The 14,610-nt window shown below is 59.1% G+C and carries 12 protein-coding genes; 5 read left to right on the top strand and 7 right to left on the bottom strand.

Translation table 11 applies throughout. The annotated features are described in order from the left end of the window. Positions 1-2 precede the first annotated feature (2 nt). From crcB to ftsK, 4 genes are read right to left on the bottom strand one after another with little or no spacing between them, the layout of a single operon-like run. Positions 3-377 (bottom strand): fluoride efflux transporter CrcB, encoded by a 375-nt coding sequence (crcB, locus tag AB4O23_RS15090; RefSeq protein WP_248079473.1) that lies wholly within the window; start codon positions 375-377, stop codon positions 3-5. Next, positions 374-1,699: a replication-associated recombination protein A gene (locus AB4O23_RS15085; protein ID WP_460150183.1), complete on the bottom strand. Its 1,326-nt coding sequence runs from the start codon at positions 1,697-1,699 to the stop codon at positions 374-376. The genes crcB and AB4O23_RS15085 overlap by 4 nt, the downstream gene beginning before the upstream one ends. Positions 1,700-1,726: 27 nt before the next feature. Further along, entirely contained in the window at positions 1,727-2,350 is a 624-nt protein-coding gene (gene lolA, locus AB4O23_RS15080) for an outer membrane lipoprotein chaperone LolA (RefSeq protein ID WP_003174700.1), read from the bottom strand. Between the two features lie 54 nt (positions 2,351-2,404). Continuing rightward, positions 2,405-4,816 carry a DNA translocase FtsK gene (ftsK, locus tag AB4O23_RS15075; RefSeq protein ID WP_368949365.1) on the bottom strand — a complete coding sequence of 804 codons (2,412 nt, stop codon included), beginning with the start codon at positions 4,814-4,816 and terminating at the stop codon, positions 2,405-2,407. Positions 4,817-5,301: 485 nt separating this feature from the next. Between ftsK and aat the strand changes: the two genes are divergently transcribed. From aat to infA, 3 genes are all read left to right on the top strand, one after another. Beyond that, entirely contained in the window at positions 5,302-5,982 is a 681-nt protein-coding gene (gene aat, locus AB4O23_RS15070; RefSeq protein WP_460063807.1) for a leucyl/phenylalanyl-tRNA--protein transferase, read from the top strand. Between the two features lie 56 nt (positions 5,983-6,038). Continuing rightward, positions 6,039-6,746 (top strand): arginyltransferase, encoded by a 708-nt coding sequence (locus tag AB4O23_RS15065; RefSeq protein WP_017527193.1) that lies wholly within the window; start codon positions 6,039-6,041, stop codon positions 6,744-6,746. A gap of 100 nt (positions 6,747-6,846) precedes the next feature. Further along, a complete protein-coding gene (gene infA, locus AB4O23_RS15060; RefSeq protein ID WP_002553999.1) occupies positions 6,847-7,065 on the top strand; it encodes a translation initiation factor IF-1 in 219 nt (72 codons plus the stop codon). A gap of 186 nt (positions 7,066-7,251) precedes the next feature. On the opposite strand, the gene clpA is transcribed toward infA, so the two are convergent. Both clpA and clpS read right to left on the bottom strand, forming a co-directional pair. Continuing rightward, positions 7,252-9,522 carry an ATP-dependent Clp protease ATP-binding subunit ClpA gene (gene clpA / locus AB4O23_RS15055; protein WP_017527192.1) on the bottom strand — a complete coding sequence of 757 codons (2,271 nt, stop codon included), beginning with the start codon at positions 9,520-9,522 and terminating at the stop codon, positions 7,252-7,254. 29 nt (positions 9,523-9,551) lie between these two features. Then, positions 9,552-9,920: an ATP-dependent Clp protease adapter ClpS gene (clpS, locus tag AB4O23_RS15050; RefSeq protein WP_460063804.1), complete on the bottom strand. Its 369-nt coding sequence runs from the start codon at positions 9,918-9,920 to the stop codon at positions 9,552-9,554. A 224-nt stretch (positions 9,921-10,144) separates the two neighbouring features. Between clpS and cspD the strand changes: the two genes are divergently transcribed. Continuing rightward, positions 10,145-10,423 (top strand): cold shock domain-containing protein CspD, encoded by a 279-nt coding sequence (gene cspD / locus AB4O23_RS15045; RefSeq protein ID WP_065877426.1) that lies wholly within the window; start codon positions 10,145-10,147, stop codon positions 10,421-10,423. Between the two features lie 81 nt (positions 10,424-10,504). On the opposite strand, the gene icd is transcribed toward cspD, so the two are convergent. After that, positions 10,505-11,761 carry an NADP-dependent isocitrate dehydrogenase gene (gene icd / locus AB4O23_RS15040; protein WP_065877767.1) on the bottom strand — a complete coding sequence of 419 codons (1,257 nt, stop codon included), beginning with the start codon at positions 11,759-11,761 and terminating at the stop codon, positions 10,505-10,507. 507 nt (positions 11,762-12,268) lie between these two features. Between icd and AB4O23_RS15035 the strand changes: the two genes are divergently transcribed. Then, positions 12,269-14,494 (top strand): NADP-dependent isocitrate dehydrogenase, encoded by a 2,226-nt coding sequence (locus AB4O23_RS15035; RefSeq protein ID WP_017527189.1) that lies wholly within the window; start codon positions 12,269-12,271, stop codon positions 14,492-14,494. The last annotated feature ends 116 nt before the right edge of the window (positions 14,495-14,610 follow it).

The following is a 14,610-nucleotide window of genomic DNA, read 5'->3' as shown; positions in this document are numbered from 1 at the left end:
TATCAAAGTTTGGTCAAGGACAGGCCAGCCCAGGTGGCGAGCAGCCCGCCGAATACGCTGATGGCCGCATAGCCGATTGCCAGCGGCACCTGCCCACTTTCCAGCAGGCGCACGGTATCCAGTGAAAAAGATGAAAAGGTCGTCAGGCCGCCAAGAAAGCCGACCATCAACCCGGCGCGCACCTCGACAGGTACCTCGGGGCGCACTAAAAACAGGCCATATAAAATGCCGATCAGCAGACAGCCCACGATATTAACGGCCAGCGTCGCGGTATAGAAGTGCTTCGGCCAATGGGCGGTCACCCAATTACCCGTTGCAAAGCGAAGCAGTGTACCTGCGATCCCCCCTGCGGAGACTGCAACCACCAAAGGAATCATGACTTTCTCCGCTGTCTGGGGCTTAAACGATCGAGGCTGGCGAGGTGATTGAGCTTTTCACCGATTTTCAGCTCCAGGCCGCGGGGCACAGGCTGGTAAAGCGGCAATGGCTCAAGCTCGTCGGGAAAGTAGTCTTCACCGGCGGCATAGGCGTCCGGTTCATCGTGGGCGTAGCGGTACTCATCACCGTAGCCCAGTTGCTTCATCAGTTTGGTCGGCGCATTGCGCAAATGCAGCGGGACCTCAAGCGAGCCGTACTCGGCGGCCGCACGCAGGGCCGATTTGAAGCCCATGTACACCGCATTGCTTTTTGGCGCGCAGGCCAGATATGTAATGGCCTGGGCCACCGCCAGCTCGCCTTCCGGGCTGCCCAGGCGCTCCTGCACATCCCATGCGGCGAGGCACAGGCTCAGCGCGCGCGGGTCGGCGTTGCCAATGTCTTCGCTGGCCATGCGCACCACGCGACGCGCGAGGTACAGCGGGTCGCAACCGCCGTCGATCATGCGCGCAAACCAGTACAGCGCGCCGTCCGGATTGGAGCCGCGCACCGATTTATGCAGCGCCGAAATCTGGTCGTAAAAAGCTTCGCCGCCCTTGTCGAAACGGCGGCGGGTGTCGCCGAGCAGGCTTTGCAGCAGGTCGACACCGATCTCGGTGCCGTCTTCGGCCAGGTCGGAGGCGTTCTCCAGCAGGTTGAGAAAGCGCCGCCCATCGCCATCAGCGGCGCTGAGCAGGATCTTGAAACCTTCGTCACTAAGACTCAGTTGGCGCTTGCCCAGGCCCTTGTCTTCGCTCAAGGCGCGCTGCAGCAGCTTTTGCATCGCCGCTTCATCCAAGCTTTTGAGCACATAGACCCGCGCCCGCGAAAGCAATGCGTTGTTGAGTTCGAACGAGGGGTTTTCGGTGGTGGCGCCGATAAAGATCAGCGTGCCGTCTTCCACATAGGGCAAAAACGCGTCCTGCTGCGACTTGTTGAAGCGATGCACTTCGTCGACGAACAGAATCGTGCGCTTGCCGTACTGGCCTGCCTGCTGCTTGGCCACCTCGACCGCCTGGCGGATCTCCTTGACCCCGGTCAGCACCGCCGAGACCGTTTCGAAGTGCGCATCCGACACTTTCGCCAGCAGCCGCGCCAGGGTGGTTTTACCCACGCCCGGCGGCCCCCAGAAAATCATCGAATGCAGCGCACCCTGCTCCAGGGCTTCGCGCAAAGGCTTGCCGCGAGCGAGCAGGTGTTCCTGACCGACGTACTCATCCAGGTTGGTCGAGCGCAAGCGTGCGGCCAGGGGCTGGGCAATCGGGTCACTTCGAAACAGGTCCATGGGCAGCGTTTGAAACCTCTGGGCAGTTTATTCCTGGATCACGTCGGCACCCTTGGGGATGTCGAACTTGAACTTGGACGCAGGTACCGGCTGGTTGGCCTTGACCCCGCTGAACAGGATATCGGTGCGCTGGCCCACACTGTCGACCAGGCGCATGTTGTTGATCACGCCGTTGCCGAACGACAGGGACAGCGTGTCAAACAGCGTGTCCTTGGATTTGGGCTTGAGGGTGAACTCGATGACGTTGCTGGTTTGCTTGGAGGTGATGTCAAAGCTGTCGTTGATTTTCGACACATCACCCGACAGCAGCAGCGCTGGAGTCTGGTTCAGGCGTGGGTCCAGCTTCTTGATGGTGGCCTGCTCCAGGTCCGGGTCCCACAGGGTAACCTTCTGGCCATCGGAAACGATGGTCTGCTCGGCCTTGCCCTCGGTGTGCCAGTAGAACAGCCCTGGGCGCTGCACGGCCATCTCCCCCGCGGTTTCCTGCAACTGGGTGCCACCGGCATCCAGGGTCAGCTGGGAGAAGCGCGCGGTCAGGGTCTGGGATTTGTCCAGCAGGTTCTTCAGGCTGGCCACCGAAGCCGGGTCAGCGTGAGCCGAAACAGCGGTCAGGGCCAGGGCCGGCAACAACAGCATGCGGATAAAGCGCATGGGAGTCCTCATTGAGTAGTCAGGACGTGCCGCGTATTGCCACGCGGCACGGGATCAGTCGCGCATCTGCCCGGGGGCGATGATTTCACGCGAGCCGTTGGTGTTCATTGCGGTGACGACGCCGGCGTGTTCCATGGCTTCGATCATGCGGGCAGCGCGGTTATAGCCGATCTTCAGCTTGCGCTGCACGGCGGAAATCGAGGCCCGGCGGCTTTCCAGCACGAATGCCACGGCTTCGTCGTACAGCGCGTCGGTCTCGGCGTCATCGTCGCCACCGCCGCTGCCGCTGCCGCCGTCGAAGCCACTGCCGGCCTCTTCGACACCCGCCAGGATATCGTCGTTGTATTCCGGGGCGCCGCGCAGCTTCCAGGCTTCCACCACGCGGTGAACCTCATCGTCGGAGACAAAGGCGCCGTGCACGCGGATCGGCAGGCTGGTGCCTGGCGGCATGTAGAGCATGTCACCATGGCCCAGCAATTGCTCGGCGCCGCCCTGGTCGATGATGGTGCGCGAGTCGATCTTGCTTGATACCTGGAACGCCATGCGCGTCGGGATGTTGGCCTTGATCAGACCGGTGATCACATCCACCGATGGGCGCTGGGTGGCGAGGATCAAGTGGATACCGGCCGCTCGCGCCTTCTGGGCGATACGGGCGATCAGTTCTTCAACCTTCTTGCCGACGATCATCATCATGTCGGCGAATTCATCGACCACGACCACGATGGTCGGCAGCTTGCTCAACAATGGCGCTTCGTCGTGGATGCTTTCGCGCTTGTACAGCGGGTCGGTCAACGGCGTGCCGGCGTCCTGGGCTTCCTTGACCTTGGCGTTGAAGCCCGACAGGTTGCGCACGCCCATCTTCGCCATCAGCTTGTAGCGGCGTTCCATCTCGGCAACGCTCCAGCGCAGGGCGTTGGCGGCGTCCTTCATGTCGGTGACCACCGGGCAGAGCAGGTGCGGAATGCCTTCGTAGATCGACAGTTCCAGCATCTTCGGGTCGATCATGATCAGCTTGGCGTCATCCGGGCCGGACTTGAACAGAATCGACAGGATCATCGCGTTCACGCCCACCGACTTACCGGAACCGGTGGTACCGGCCACCAACAAGTGAGGCATTTTTGCAAGGTCAGTGATCACCGGCTTGCCGCCGATATCGTGACCCAGCGCCAGGGTGACCGGCGATTTGAAGTTGTCGTATTCCGGCGTCGACAGCACCTCTGAGAAGCGCACGATCTGGCGGTCTTCGTTAGGGATCTCGATACCCACAGTGGTCTTGCCGGGAATCACCTCCACCACACGCACGCTGGTCACGGCCAGGGAGCGGGCCAGGTCCTTGGCCAGGTTGGAGATGCGGCTGACTTTCACACCGGCGGCCGGCTGGATTTCGTAACGGGTGATCACCGGGCCGGGGTGGATTGAGTCAACCGAGACCTCGACGCCGAATTCCTTGAGCTTGATTTCCAGCAGGTGGCCGACGGCCGCCAGGGATTCCGGGGAATAATTGAGTTGTTTCTTTTCAGCCGGGTCAAGAATCGAGATGGGCGGCAAGGTGCCTTCAACCGCGCTGTCGACAAACAGTGGCGCCTGCTTCTCTTTCTGCACGCGATGGCTCGGCTCGGGGGCCTTGGGCGGCGCGGGAGCGATCACCGGCGGCACCTGCTTCTCGCGGTCCGACATGTGCTTGCTCAGGGCCTGCTCGCGTTCGATCAGGCGTTCCTTGACCTTGGCCTGCTCGCGGCGGTCCGGCGTACTTGGGGCCACCACCTCGTTGACGCGGGTGTCGACTTCACGCAGTTGCGCGACCATGCGCTTGCGCTCGACACGGGCCGCCCACCAGCGATTGGCGGCGCCCTGGAACAGCTCCAGCAGGTCAAGGGTGATCTTGCCGGTCACGTCCATCACCTTGAACCACGACAGGTCAGTGAACACCGTAAGGCCGAACAGGAACAACGCGATGAACATCAAGGTGCTGCCCTGGATATTCAGGGTCTTGCGCGCCAGGTCGCCAAGGCTTTCGCCCAGCGCCCCGCCCGCGCCCGCCGGCAGGCCGGTAGGCGCATGGAAATGAATATGCGCCAGCGCCGCGCCGGAGAGCACCAGGAACACCAGGCCGATCAGGCGCCAGGAAAACAGCCAGCCGCTCCATTGCCACGGCTCGTGGCGCTGGCGGAAGATCTGCCAGGTCTTGATCGCCAGCAGCAAGGGAAAGATGTAAGCGAAGTAACCGAGCACCATGAACAGGATATCGGCGCTGTAGGAGCCCACCGGCCCGCCGAAGTTCTGCACATCGTCGATCTTGCTGTTGTGGCTCCAGCCCGGATCGTCCTTGCCATAGGTGAGCAACGCCATGATCAGGAACAGGCACAACGCGCCGATCGCGATCAGCGCACCTTCCTTGAGGCGATAATGCAGGTGCTGGCGCCAGGCCGGCACGACTGTCTTGGGTGCTGCGGTGGATTTCTTCAAAACGGGTCTATTCCTGCGCCTTTAGCGCGTCCATCTGTTAAATGACGATACATACTGCCCAATCCGAGCAGCTGAAAAATGAACGATCTACTTTTAACACTGCGCGATTGATTCACGAAACGGCGATAACGCCACAATGGCCGCATTGTACGGGTTTGTGTCTCCGATGCCACGCCCTGCCACTCAGCCGGCAGCCCAGTCAATTGGCGTGTCATAAGGTGCTCAATTTGAGCATGCATTGTCTTTGCTGACAAAGGCTTATGAGCTGTTTTTACCAATCCAGGCCAGCTTGGCAAATGGCCTGCATGGCTCAGACCCGATTACGACCACGCCTCAGGCATAGAGTTGCAGAAACACCCGCTCACGCTAATCCACCTTCATGGCTGATTCGGGCTGGCCCGATGGCGCTGCGTCGACAATAATCAACACGTTTGGGGCAGGCGCCATCCCTGCCACTCCCCTCCCCTTCCGTAAGCCTGGATACCATGCTGACTTGGTTACAACGCGACTCCCTGACCTTCCCACCGCTGGCCAAAGCCATGCGCGAACCCAACGGCCTGCTGGCCGCGGGCGGCGACCTGTCGGCCGAGCGGCTGGTGCAAGCCTACCGCCACGGCTGCTTTCCGTGGTTCTCACAGGGTCAGCCGATCCTCTGGTGGTCGCCGGACCCACGCACGGTGATCTTTCCGGACGAACTGCATGTATCGCGCAGCCTGGATAAACTGTTGCGCCAGCAGCGTTACCGCGTGACCTTCGACCAGGACTTCGCCGCCGTTATCCAGGCCTGCGCCGCGCCGCGCGCGTATGCCGATGGCACCTGGATCACCGAAGGCATACAAGCTGCCTACCTGGAACTGCACCAACGCGGCTACGCGCATTCGGTGGAGGTGTGGGACGACGGCAAGCTGGTGGGCGGCCTGTATGGTTTGGCGATGGGCCAGTTGTTTTTCGGGGAGTCGATGTTCAGCCGCGCCGACAACGCCTCCAAATTCGGCTTTGCCACGCTCGTCGGGCAACTGAAGGCCTGGGGTTTTGTGCTGATCGACTGCCAGATGCCCAATGATCACCTGCACAGCCTGGGCGCTCGCGCCATATCGCGCAGCGACTTCGCCGGCTTTCTGCGCAACCATCTGGACCAACCCAGCTCTGGGCCGTGGGTTTCGTAGGCGACATTCGCCCACCTGGCTTACACTTATTTCAAAGCTTACCCCGAGGGTTGATCATGACCGAGTTGGCGCGTTTGAAGTTCTATGCCACTCAACCCCACTCTTGCAGCTATCTGCCCGACGAGCAGGCCACCACGCTGTTCCTCGACCCCAGCCAGCCTATGGACGTGCACGTGTACGCCGATCTCTCGGAAATGGGGTTTCGGCGCAGTGGCGATCATCTGTACCGGCCCCATTGCCAGAACTGCAATGCCTGCGTGCCGGCTCGCATTCCCGTGGCTCAGTTTCTGCCGGACCGCAACCAGAAGCGCATTCTCAAGCGCAACGCCGACCTGACAGTGACGTCGAGCAAGCCACGCTTTACCGAAGAGTATTTCGATCTTTACCAACGCTATATCGAGCAACGGCACGCCGACGGCGATATGTTCCCGCCCAGCCGCGACCAGTTTTCAACGTTTCTGGTGCGCGACCTGCCCTTTTCGCGGTTCTACGAGTTTCGTGCGGACGGCCGCCTGGTGGCCGTGGCGGTGACCGATTTGCTGCCGAACGGCCTTTCGGCGGTCTATACCTTCTACGAGCCGGCCGAGGAGCGCCGTAGCCTCGGGCGCTTTGCGATCCTGTGGCAAATCGGCGAGGCCCTGCGCCTGGAACTGGAGGCGGTGTACCTCGGATATTGGATAAAAAACTGCAAAAAGATGAACTACAAGACCCAATATCGGCCCATTGAGCTACTGATTAATCAAAGATGGGTCACGCTTAACTAGAACCCCTTGGCTTAAACACCCTTTTTCGGGCACAATGCACGCCGCTTTTGCCTGGCGCAGTTGCACCGGGCCATTCACTGGATACCGAGGGCTTTACTGCATGTCGAAAGAAGACAGCTTCGAAATGGAAGGCACTGTCGTCGACACCCTGCCCAACACCATGTTTCGTGTGGAGTTGGAAAATGGGCACGTCGTAACCGCGCATATCTCCGGCAAGATGCGCAAGAACTACATTCGTATTCTTACCGGTGACAAAGTGCGCGTCGAGCTGACGCCCTATGACTTGAGCAAAGGGCGCATCACTTACCGCGCTCGCTAAGCAAGTCAATACAAAACGCCCGGTTATGCCGGGCGTTTTTGTGTGCATAGGATTTCTCAAGCACTGAGCAATTCTGTGGGAGGGGGCAAGCCCCTCCCACATTTGATATGTAATTGTTTTGATGACCGTATTCCAAGGCAGCAAAAAGGCGCCTTTCGGCGCCTTTTGCTTTGTTGCAACCCGCTATCAGGCCATTTCAGCCGTGGTTTCGAACTCGAAGGTCAGCTCGCCATCCTTCAGGTCGATATGCACCACGCCACCATGGTCGGACAGTTCGCCAAACAGGATCTCTTCGGCCAATGGCCGCTTGATCTTGTCCTGGATCAGACGTGCCATTGGGCGCGCGCCCATTGCCGCGTCGTAACCACCCTCCGCCAGCCAGTTGCGCGCCGCGTCGGTTACATCCAACTGCACGCGCTTGTCTTCCAACTGCGCCTGAAGCTCGGTAAGGAACTTGTCCACCACGCTCTTGATAACCTCATGGCTGAGGCGACCAAACTGGATAATGGTGTCCAGACGGTTACGGAACTCCGGCGTGAAGCTCTTCTTGATCACTTCCATCGCATCGGAGGAGTGATCCTGATGCGTAAAGCCGATCGAAGCCCGCGCAGCCGTTTCGGCACCGGCGTTAGTGGTCATGATCACGATCACGTTGCGAAAGTCCGCCTTGCGCCCGTTATTGTCGGTCAGGGTCCCGTGATCCATGACCTGCAACAGCAGGTTGAAGACTTCCGGGTGGGCCTTTTCGATTTCATCGAGCAACAATACGCAATGGGGTTGCTTGGTGATTGCCTCGGTCAACAGACCGCCCTGGTCGAAGCCGACATAGCCCGGAGGCGCACCGATCAGGCGCGACACAGTGTGGCGCTCCATGTACTCGGACATGTCGAACCGCACCAGCTCAATGCCCATGGCCTTTGCCAACTGCCGCGCCGCCTCGGTCTTGCCGACACCGGTAGGACCGGCGAACAGGAACGAACCAACAGGCTTGTCCGGCGATTTGAGGCCCGCACGCGACAACTTGATCGCGGTAGACAGCGAATCGATAGCCGCATCCTGGCCGAACACGGTCAGCTTGAGGTCGCGCTCCAGGTTACGCAGCAACTCCTTGTCGGAGCTGGTGACGTGTTTTGGCGGAATCCGCGCGATCTTCGCCACGATATCCTCGACCTGAGGTACATCGATGCGCTTCACCCGCTTCTCGATCGACTGCAAGCGCTGATAGGCACCCGCTTCATCGATCACGTCAATAGCCTTGTCCGGCATGTGACGGTCGTTGATGTAGCGCGACGCAAGCTCCGCAGCGGCACGTAGCGCCTCATCGGTGTACTCGATGCCATGGTGCGCCTCAAAACGCCCCTTGAGCCCGCGCAGGATGCCGATGGTGTCTTCGACCGAAGGCTCGGAGACGTCGACTTTCTGGAAGCGACGCGCCAGGGCACGGTCTTTTTCGAAGATCCCACGGAATTCCTGGAACGTGGTCGAGCCGATGCAGCGGATATCACCCGACGACAGCAATGGCTTGAGCAGGTTGGAGGCGTCCATCACGCCACCGGATGCCGCACCGGCACCAATGATCGTATGGATCTCATCGATAAACAGGATCGCCTGTGGGCGTTTTTTCAGTTCACCGAGCAGCGCCTTGAAGCGCTTCTCGAAATCGCCGCGATATTTGGTCCCGGCGAGCAACGCACCCAGATCAAGGGAGTAGACGACACTGTTGGCCAGCAGGTCCGGGACCTGGTTGTCGACAATACGCTTGGCGAGACCTTCGGCAATCGCGGTTTTACCCACACCCGCCTCGCCCACCAGCAATGGGTTGTTCTTGCGACGACGCGCCAGGATCTGCGCTACACGCTCAACCTCAAGCTCACGCCCCACCAGCGGATCGATCCGCCCCTGACGCGCCAGCTCGTTGAGGTTGCTGGCATAGGCATCCAGCGGGTTGCTTGAAGAAGAAGACTCACCGCCCTCGTCGTCCTGCATATCCTGCTCACCCTCGGAATGATCGCCGTGCCCAGGCACCTTGGAGATACCGTGGGCGATGTAGTTGACGACATCGATGCGGGCAACGCTCTGCTGCTTGAGCAGGAACACTGCTTGGCTTTCCTGTTCGCTGAAGATCGCCACAAGCACATTGGCGCCAGTGACTTCACGCTTACCGGAGCTCTGTACGTGGAACACAGCGCGCTGCAATACCCGCTGGAAGCCCAGGGTCGGCTGGGTTTCGCGGTCCTCGTCATGCACGGGGATCAGTGGCGTGGTGGAGTCGATAAACTCCTGCAGGTCATGCTTGAGTTTGTCGAGGTTGGCGCCGCACGCACGCAACACGGTGGCGGCAGCTTCATTGTCCAAAAGTGCCAGCAAAAGGTGTTCGACGGTCATGAATTCATGACGCTTCGAACGAGCCTCCTTGAAGGCAAGATTGAGGGTGACTTCGAGCTCGCGGTTTAACATAGCTTCACCTCATACCCAAGTGGTCGGCGTTAACCGTCCTTCTCGATTTCACAGAGTAGCGGATGCTGGCTTTCCCTGGCGTACTGGTTGACCTGCATGGCCTTTGTCTCGGCGATGTCACGGGTAAACACTCCACATACTGCCCGTCCTTCTGTGTGAACGGCCAGCATTACCTTGGTCGCCAACTCGCGGCTCAGGTTAAAAAACACCTCGAGCACTTCGACGACGAAATCCATCGGTGTGTAGTCATCATTGAACAAAACCACCTTGTACATCGGCGGCGCCTGTAAAGCAGGCTTGGCCTCTTTGACAGCAATGCCCGCAGAACCGTCGTCATCGTGTTCGTGATCCGGTCGATCCTGATTGAATGTTAGTCGAATCTGGCTGATTGCATGCATGGAAAGAAAGGTTCGTCAGTGGTTCAAATACAGTGGTGGGGGCGAGCTGTCAGAAATTCAACTCTGACCGACTGGTCGCCTTGACTATCGGCAAATCGGTGTTACAACCAATAGAACCCACAGTGGGTAAAAAAGGTCCGCGCAGTCAACCTTATTTATTCGGGTTAGGACGGATAAACTGGATGATACTCCAGTGATGGAGTCTGGTGCAGAAGGAAATGGGTATGTCTGGCGTCAAGATCAATGGCAAGGTCAAGTGGTTCAACAACGCCAAAGGATATGGCTTTGTGAATGAAGAAGGAAAAACTGAGGATCTTTTTGCGCATTACTCAGCGATCATTATGGATGGTTACAAAACGCTGAAAGCTGGCCAGGTGGTGAGCTTTGAAATCATTCAAGGACCGAAAGGGCTGCACGCAGTGAACATCGATGCAGTGAAAGTCGAATCAACGGAAAAAACCGTACCCTCCCACGCTCATAAAGAAAAGAAGCAAACGGCCTGATCCACCGTCGAGCGCGTAGCTCGCGAAAAAAAACGGCCGCCCCCAATCAATGTGGGGCGGCCGTTTTTTATGGCTTGAGCCTTACATATGCGAAATCAGCGCATCACCAAAGCCCGACGACGACACCAACTTGGCGCCCTCCATCAACCGCTCGAAGTCATAGGTCACGGTCTTGGCCGAAATCGCACCATTGGTACCCTTGATGATCAGGTCGGCCGCCTCGACCCACCCCATGTGGCGCAACATCATTTCCGCCGACAAAATCAACGACCCCGGGTTGACCTGGTCCTTGCCCGCGTATTTTGGCGCAGTGCCGTGGGTGGCTTCGAACATTGCCACGGTATCGGACAGGTTCGCCCCCGGCGCAATACCGATACCGCCCACCTCCGCCGCCAGGGCGTCGGACAGGTAGTCACCATTGAGGTTGAGGGTAGCAATCACGTCATATTCGGCCGGACGCAACAGGATCTGCTGGAGCATGGCGTCGGCAATCGCATCCTTGACCACCACATTCTTGCCGGTCTTCGGGTTCTTGAACTGCATCCACGGCCCGCCATCAAGCAGGGTCGCGCCAAATTCCTCAGCGGCCACCTCGTAGGCCCATTCCTTGAAGGCCCCTTCGGTGAACTTCATGATGTTGCCTTTGTGCACGATGGTCAGCGAATCGCGATCATTATCCACTACGTATTGAAGGGCCTTACGCGCCAGGCGCTTGGTACCTTCCTTGGAAACCGGCTTGACGCCAATCCCGCAATCCTGGTCGAAACGGATCTTGGTGACGCCCATTTCCTCCTTGAGGAACTTGATCACCTTGATCGCTTCCGGCGAGCCGGCCTTCCACTCGATCCCGGCATAAATATCTTCGGAGTTTTCGCGGAAGATGGTCATGTCCACGTCGCCAGGCTTCTTGACCGGGCTGGGCACGCCTTCAAACCAGCGCACCGGGCGCAGGCACACATAGAGGTCAAGTTGCTGGCGCAGCGCCACGTTCAACGACCGGATCCCGCCACCGACCGGTGTGGTCAGCGGGCCCTTGATGGACACCACATAATCCTTGACCGCATCGAGGGTTTCCTGGGGCAGCCAGGTGTCCTGATCGTAGACCTGGGTCGCCTTCTCGCCGGCGTACACCTCCATCCACGAAATCTTGCGCTTGCCGCCGTAGGCCTTTTCAACAGCTGCGTCGACCACCTTGATCATCACCGGGCTGATGTCGACGCCAATACCGTCACCTTCGATATAAGGGATGATCGGTTGGTCAGGAACATTGAGAGAATGGTCTGCGTTGACGGTGATTTTGTCGCCGACTGCCGGAACCTGAATCTTCTTGTATCCCATGCTGAACTCCATCTATGGATTGAACATCTGGCTGCGTTCGAGCCTACTCCAGATAAATGGCGACTGAAACCTCGCGCCATGCTCATTTGCATCGAAAACAGCATAAATTGCCGCCTACAAGCCTGAAAGAAAAGGGAAAAACGCCAATCTTGAGCACATCGTGCGACTTTAGGCGCAACCCGGTACCTGCGACCTTTAGACCAATGGACGACACACCTTTTGTATGAAGGCTCGGCGTAAGCATAGCGACCTATGTATAATGCCGCCGCTGACCAAAGAGTCACGACGGCGGACCGCTCCAGTTTCTGCAAATAAAGAGCGGCGCCTTCCGCCAAAAGCAGGACTAATACAATAGTCCACCCGCTTGACGCTCGACTGATGCAACCCAACATCACCGCGAAGAAACCTCGACCTTTCGCTCATGGATGACTTTGAACGAACGCGCTCCACCCGGCGCATCTCGAGTTTCTGCGCACGCTTTCAGCAAAGAAGAGAGTTAATCCGAATATGCCCACCCGCTCGAAGATCATCTACACCTTCACCGACGAAGCCCCAGCCCTCGCCACCTATTCACTGCTGCCTATCGTAGAGGCCTTCACCGCTTCCGCTGATATTGCCGTGGAAACCCGCGATATTTCCCTCGCCGGGCGCATCCTCGCAAGCTTCCCCGAGCAACTGGGCACCAAGGCTGTACCGGACCACCTCGCCGAACTGGGCGCCCTGGCCGTTACCCCCGAAGCCAACATCATCAAGCTGCCTAACATCAGTGCTTCGACCCCGCAGCTGCAAGCCGCGATCAAAGAACTGCAGGCCCAGGGCTACGCCCTGCCGGACTACCCGGAAACCGTAACCACCGACGCGGAAAAAGAAACCCGCGCACGTTACGACAAGGTCAAGGGTAGCGCCGTGAACCCGGTACTGCGCGAAGGCAACTCCGACCGCCGCGCACCGCTGTCGGTCAAGAACTATGCGCGCAAGCACCCGCACAAAATGGGTGCCTGGGCTGCCGACTCCAAATCCCACGTTGCCCACATGAGCAGCGGCGACTTCTACGGCAGCGAAAAAGCCGTACAGATCGAAGCGGCCGATGCTGTCAAAATCGAGCTGGTCGGCAAGGATGGCGCCACCACCGTCCTCAAAGAAAAGACCACCGCCCAGGCCGGCGAAATCCTCGACAGCGCCGTGCTGAGCAAAAACGCCCTGCGTTCGTTCATCGCCGCTGAAATCGAAGACGCCAAGAAACAAGGCGTATTGCTGTCGGTGCACCTCAAAGCCACCATGATGAAGGTCTCCGACCCAATCATGTTCGGCCAGATCGTTGCCGAGTTCTATAAAGATGCCCTGACCAAGCACGCCACCGTGCTGGAACAGATCGGCTTCAACCTGAACAACGGCATCGGCGACCTGTACGCACGCATCAAGGCGCTGCCGGCCGACCAGCAAGCGCAGATCGAAGCGGACATCCAGGCGGTCTACGCCGCTCGCCCTTCCCTGGCGATGGTCAACTCCGACAAAGGCATCACCAACCTGCACGTGCCGAGCGACGTGATCGTCGACGCCTCGATGCCGGCCATGATCCGTGACTCCGGCAAAATGTGGGGCACCGACGGCCAACTGCACGACACCAAGGCCGTGATTCCAGACCGCTGCTACGCCACCATCTACCAAGCCGTCATCGAAGACTGCAAGGCCAATGGCGCCTTCGACCCAACCACCATGGGCAGCGTGCCGAACGTTGGCCTGATGGCTAAAAAAGCCGAAGAGTACGGCTCCCACGACAAGACCTTCCAGATCAAGGCCGACGGCGTAGTCCGCGTCACCGACAGCAAGGGCAACCTGCTGATGGAACAGAACGTCGAAGCCGGCGACATCTTCCGCATGTGCCAGACCAAGGACGCGCCGATCCAGGACTGGGTCAAGCTGGCCGTCAACCGTGCCCGCGCCAGCAACACCCCGGCCATCTTCTGGCTGGACCCCAAGCGTGCGCACGACGGCGTCGTGGTCGAGAAAGTTCAGGCTTACCTGAAAGACCACAACACCGAAGGCCTGGACATCCGCATCATGTCGCCGGTCGACGCCATGAAGTTCACCTTGGAACGCACCCGCAAGGGCCTGGACACCATCTCGGTAACCGGCAACGTACTGCGCGACTACCTGACCGACCTGTTCCCGATCATGGAACTGGGCACCAGCGCCAAGATGCTGTCGATCGTGCCACTGATGAATGGCGGTGGCCTGTTCGAAACCGGCGCCGGCGGTTCGGCACCCAAGCACGTGCAGCAATTGCTGGAAGAAAACTTCCTGCGTTGGGACTCCCTGGGCGAGTTCCTGGCCCTGGCCGCCTCCCTTGAGCATTTGGGTGTGACCTACAACAACCCGAAAGCCTTGGTACTGTCCAAGACCCTGGACCAGGCCACCGGCCAGTTCCTGGACAACAACAAGTCGCCATCGCGCAAAGTCGGCAACATCGACAACCGCGGCAGCCACTTCTACCTGGCGCTGTACTGGGCCCAAGCCCTGGCCGCCCAGACCGAAGACACTGCACTGCAAGCGCAGTTCGGCGAACTGGCCAAGACCCTGGCGGAGAACGAAGCAACCATCGTTGCCGAACTCAACGCCGTACAGGGCAAGCCAGTGGACATCGGCGGCTACTACGCGCCGAACCCAGAGCTGACCAGCAAGGCCATGCGCCCAAGCAACACCCTCAATGCGGCAATTGCCAAGTTGAAGTAAGGTTGTAACGATGCAAAAGAAGCCCCGGCCTTGTGCCGGGGTTTCTGTTTCCAGCAAATAAACCGGATTCAAATGTGGGAGGGAGCTTGCTCCCGATGGCAGAACAATCGCGAAAA

It is taken from the genome of Pseudomonas sp. H2_A10, assembly GCF_054680085.1.
The sequence above is the reverse complement of the archived record's forward strand: the minus strand, read 5'-3'. Positions and strand labels throughout refer to the sequence as shown.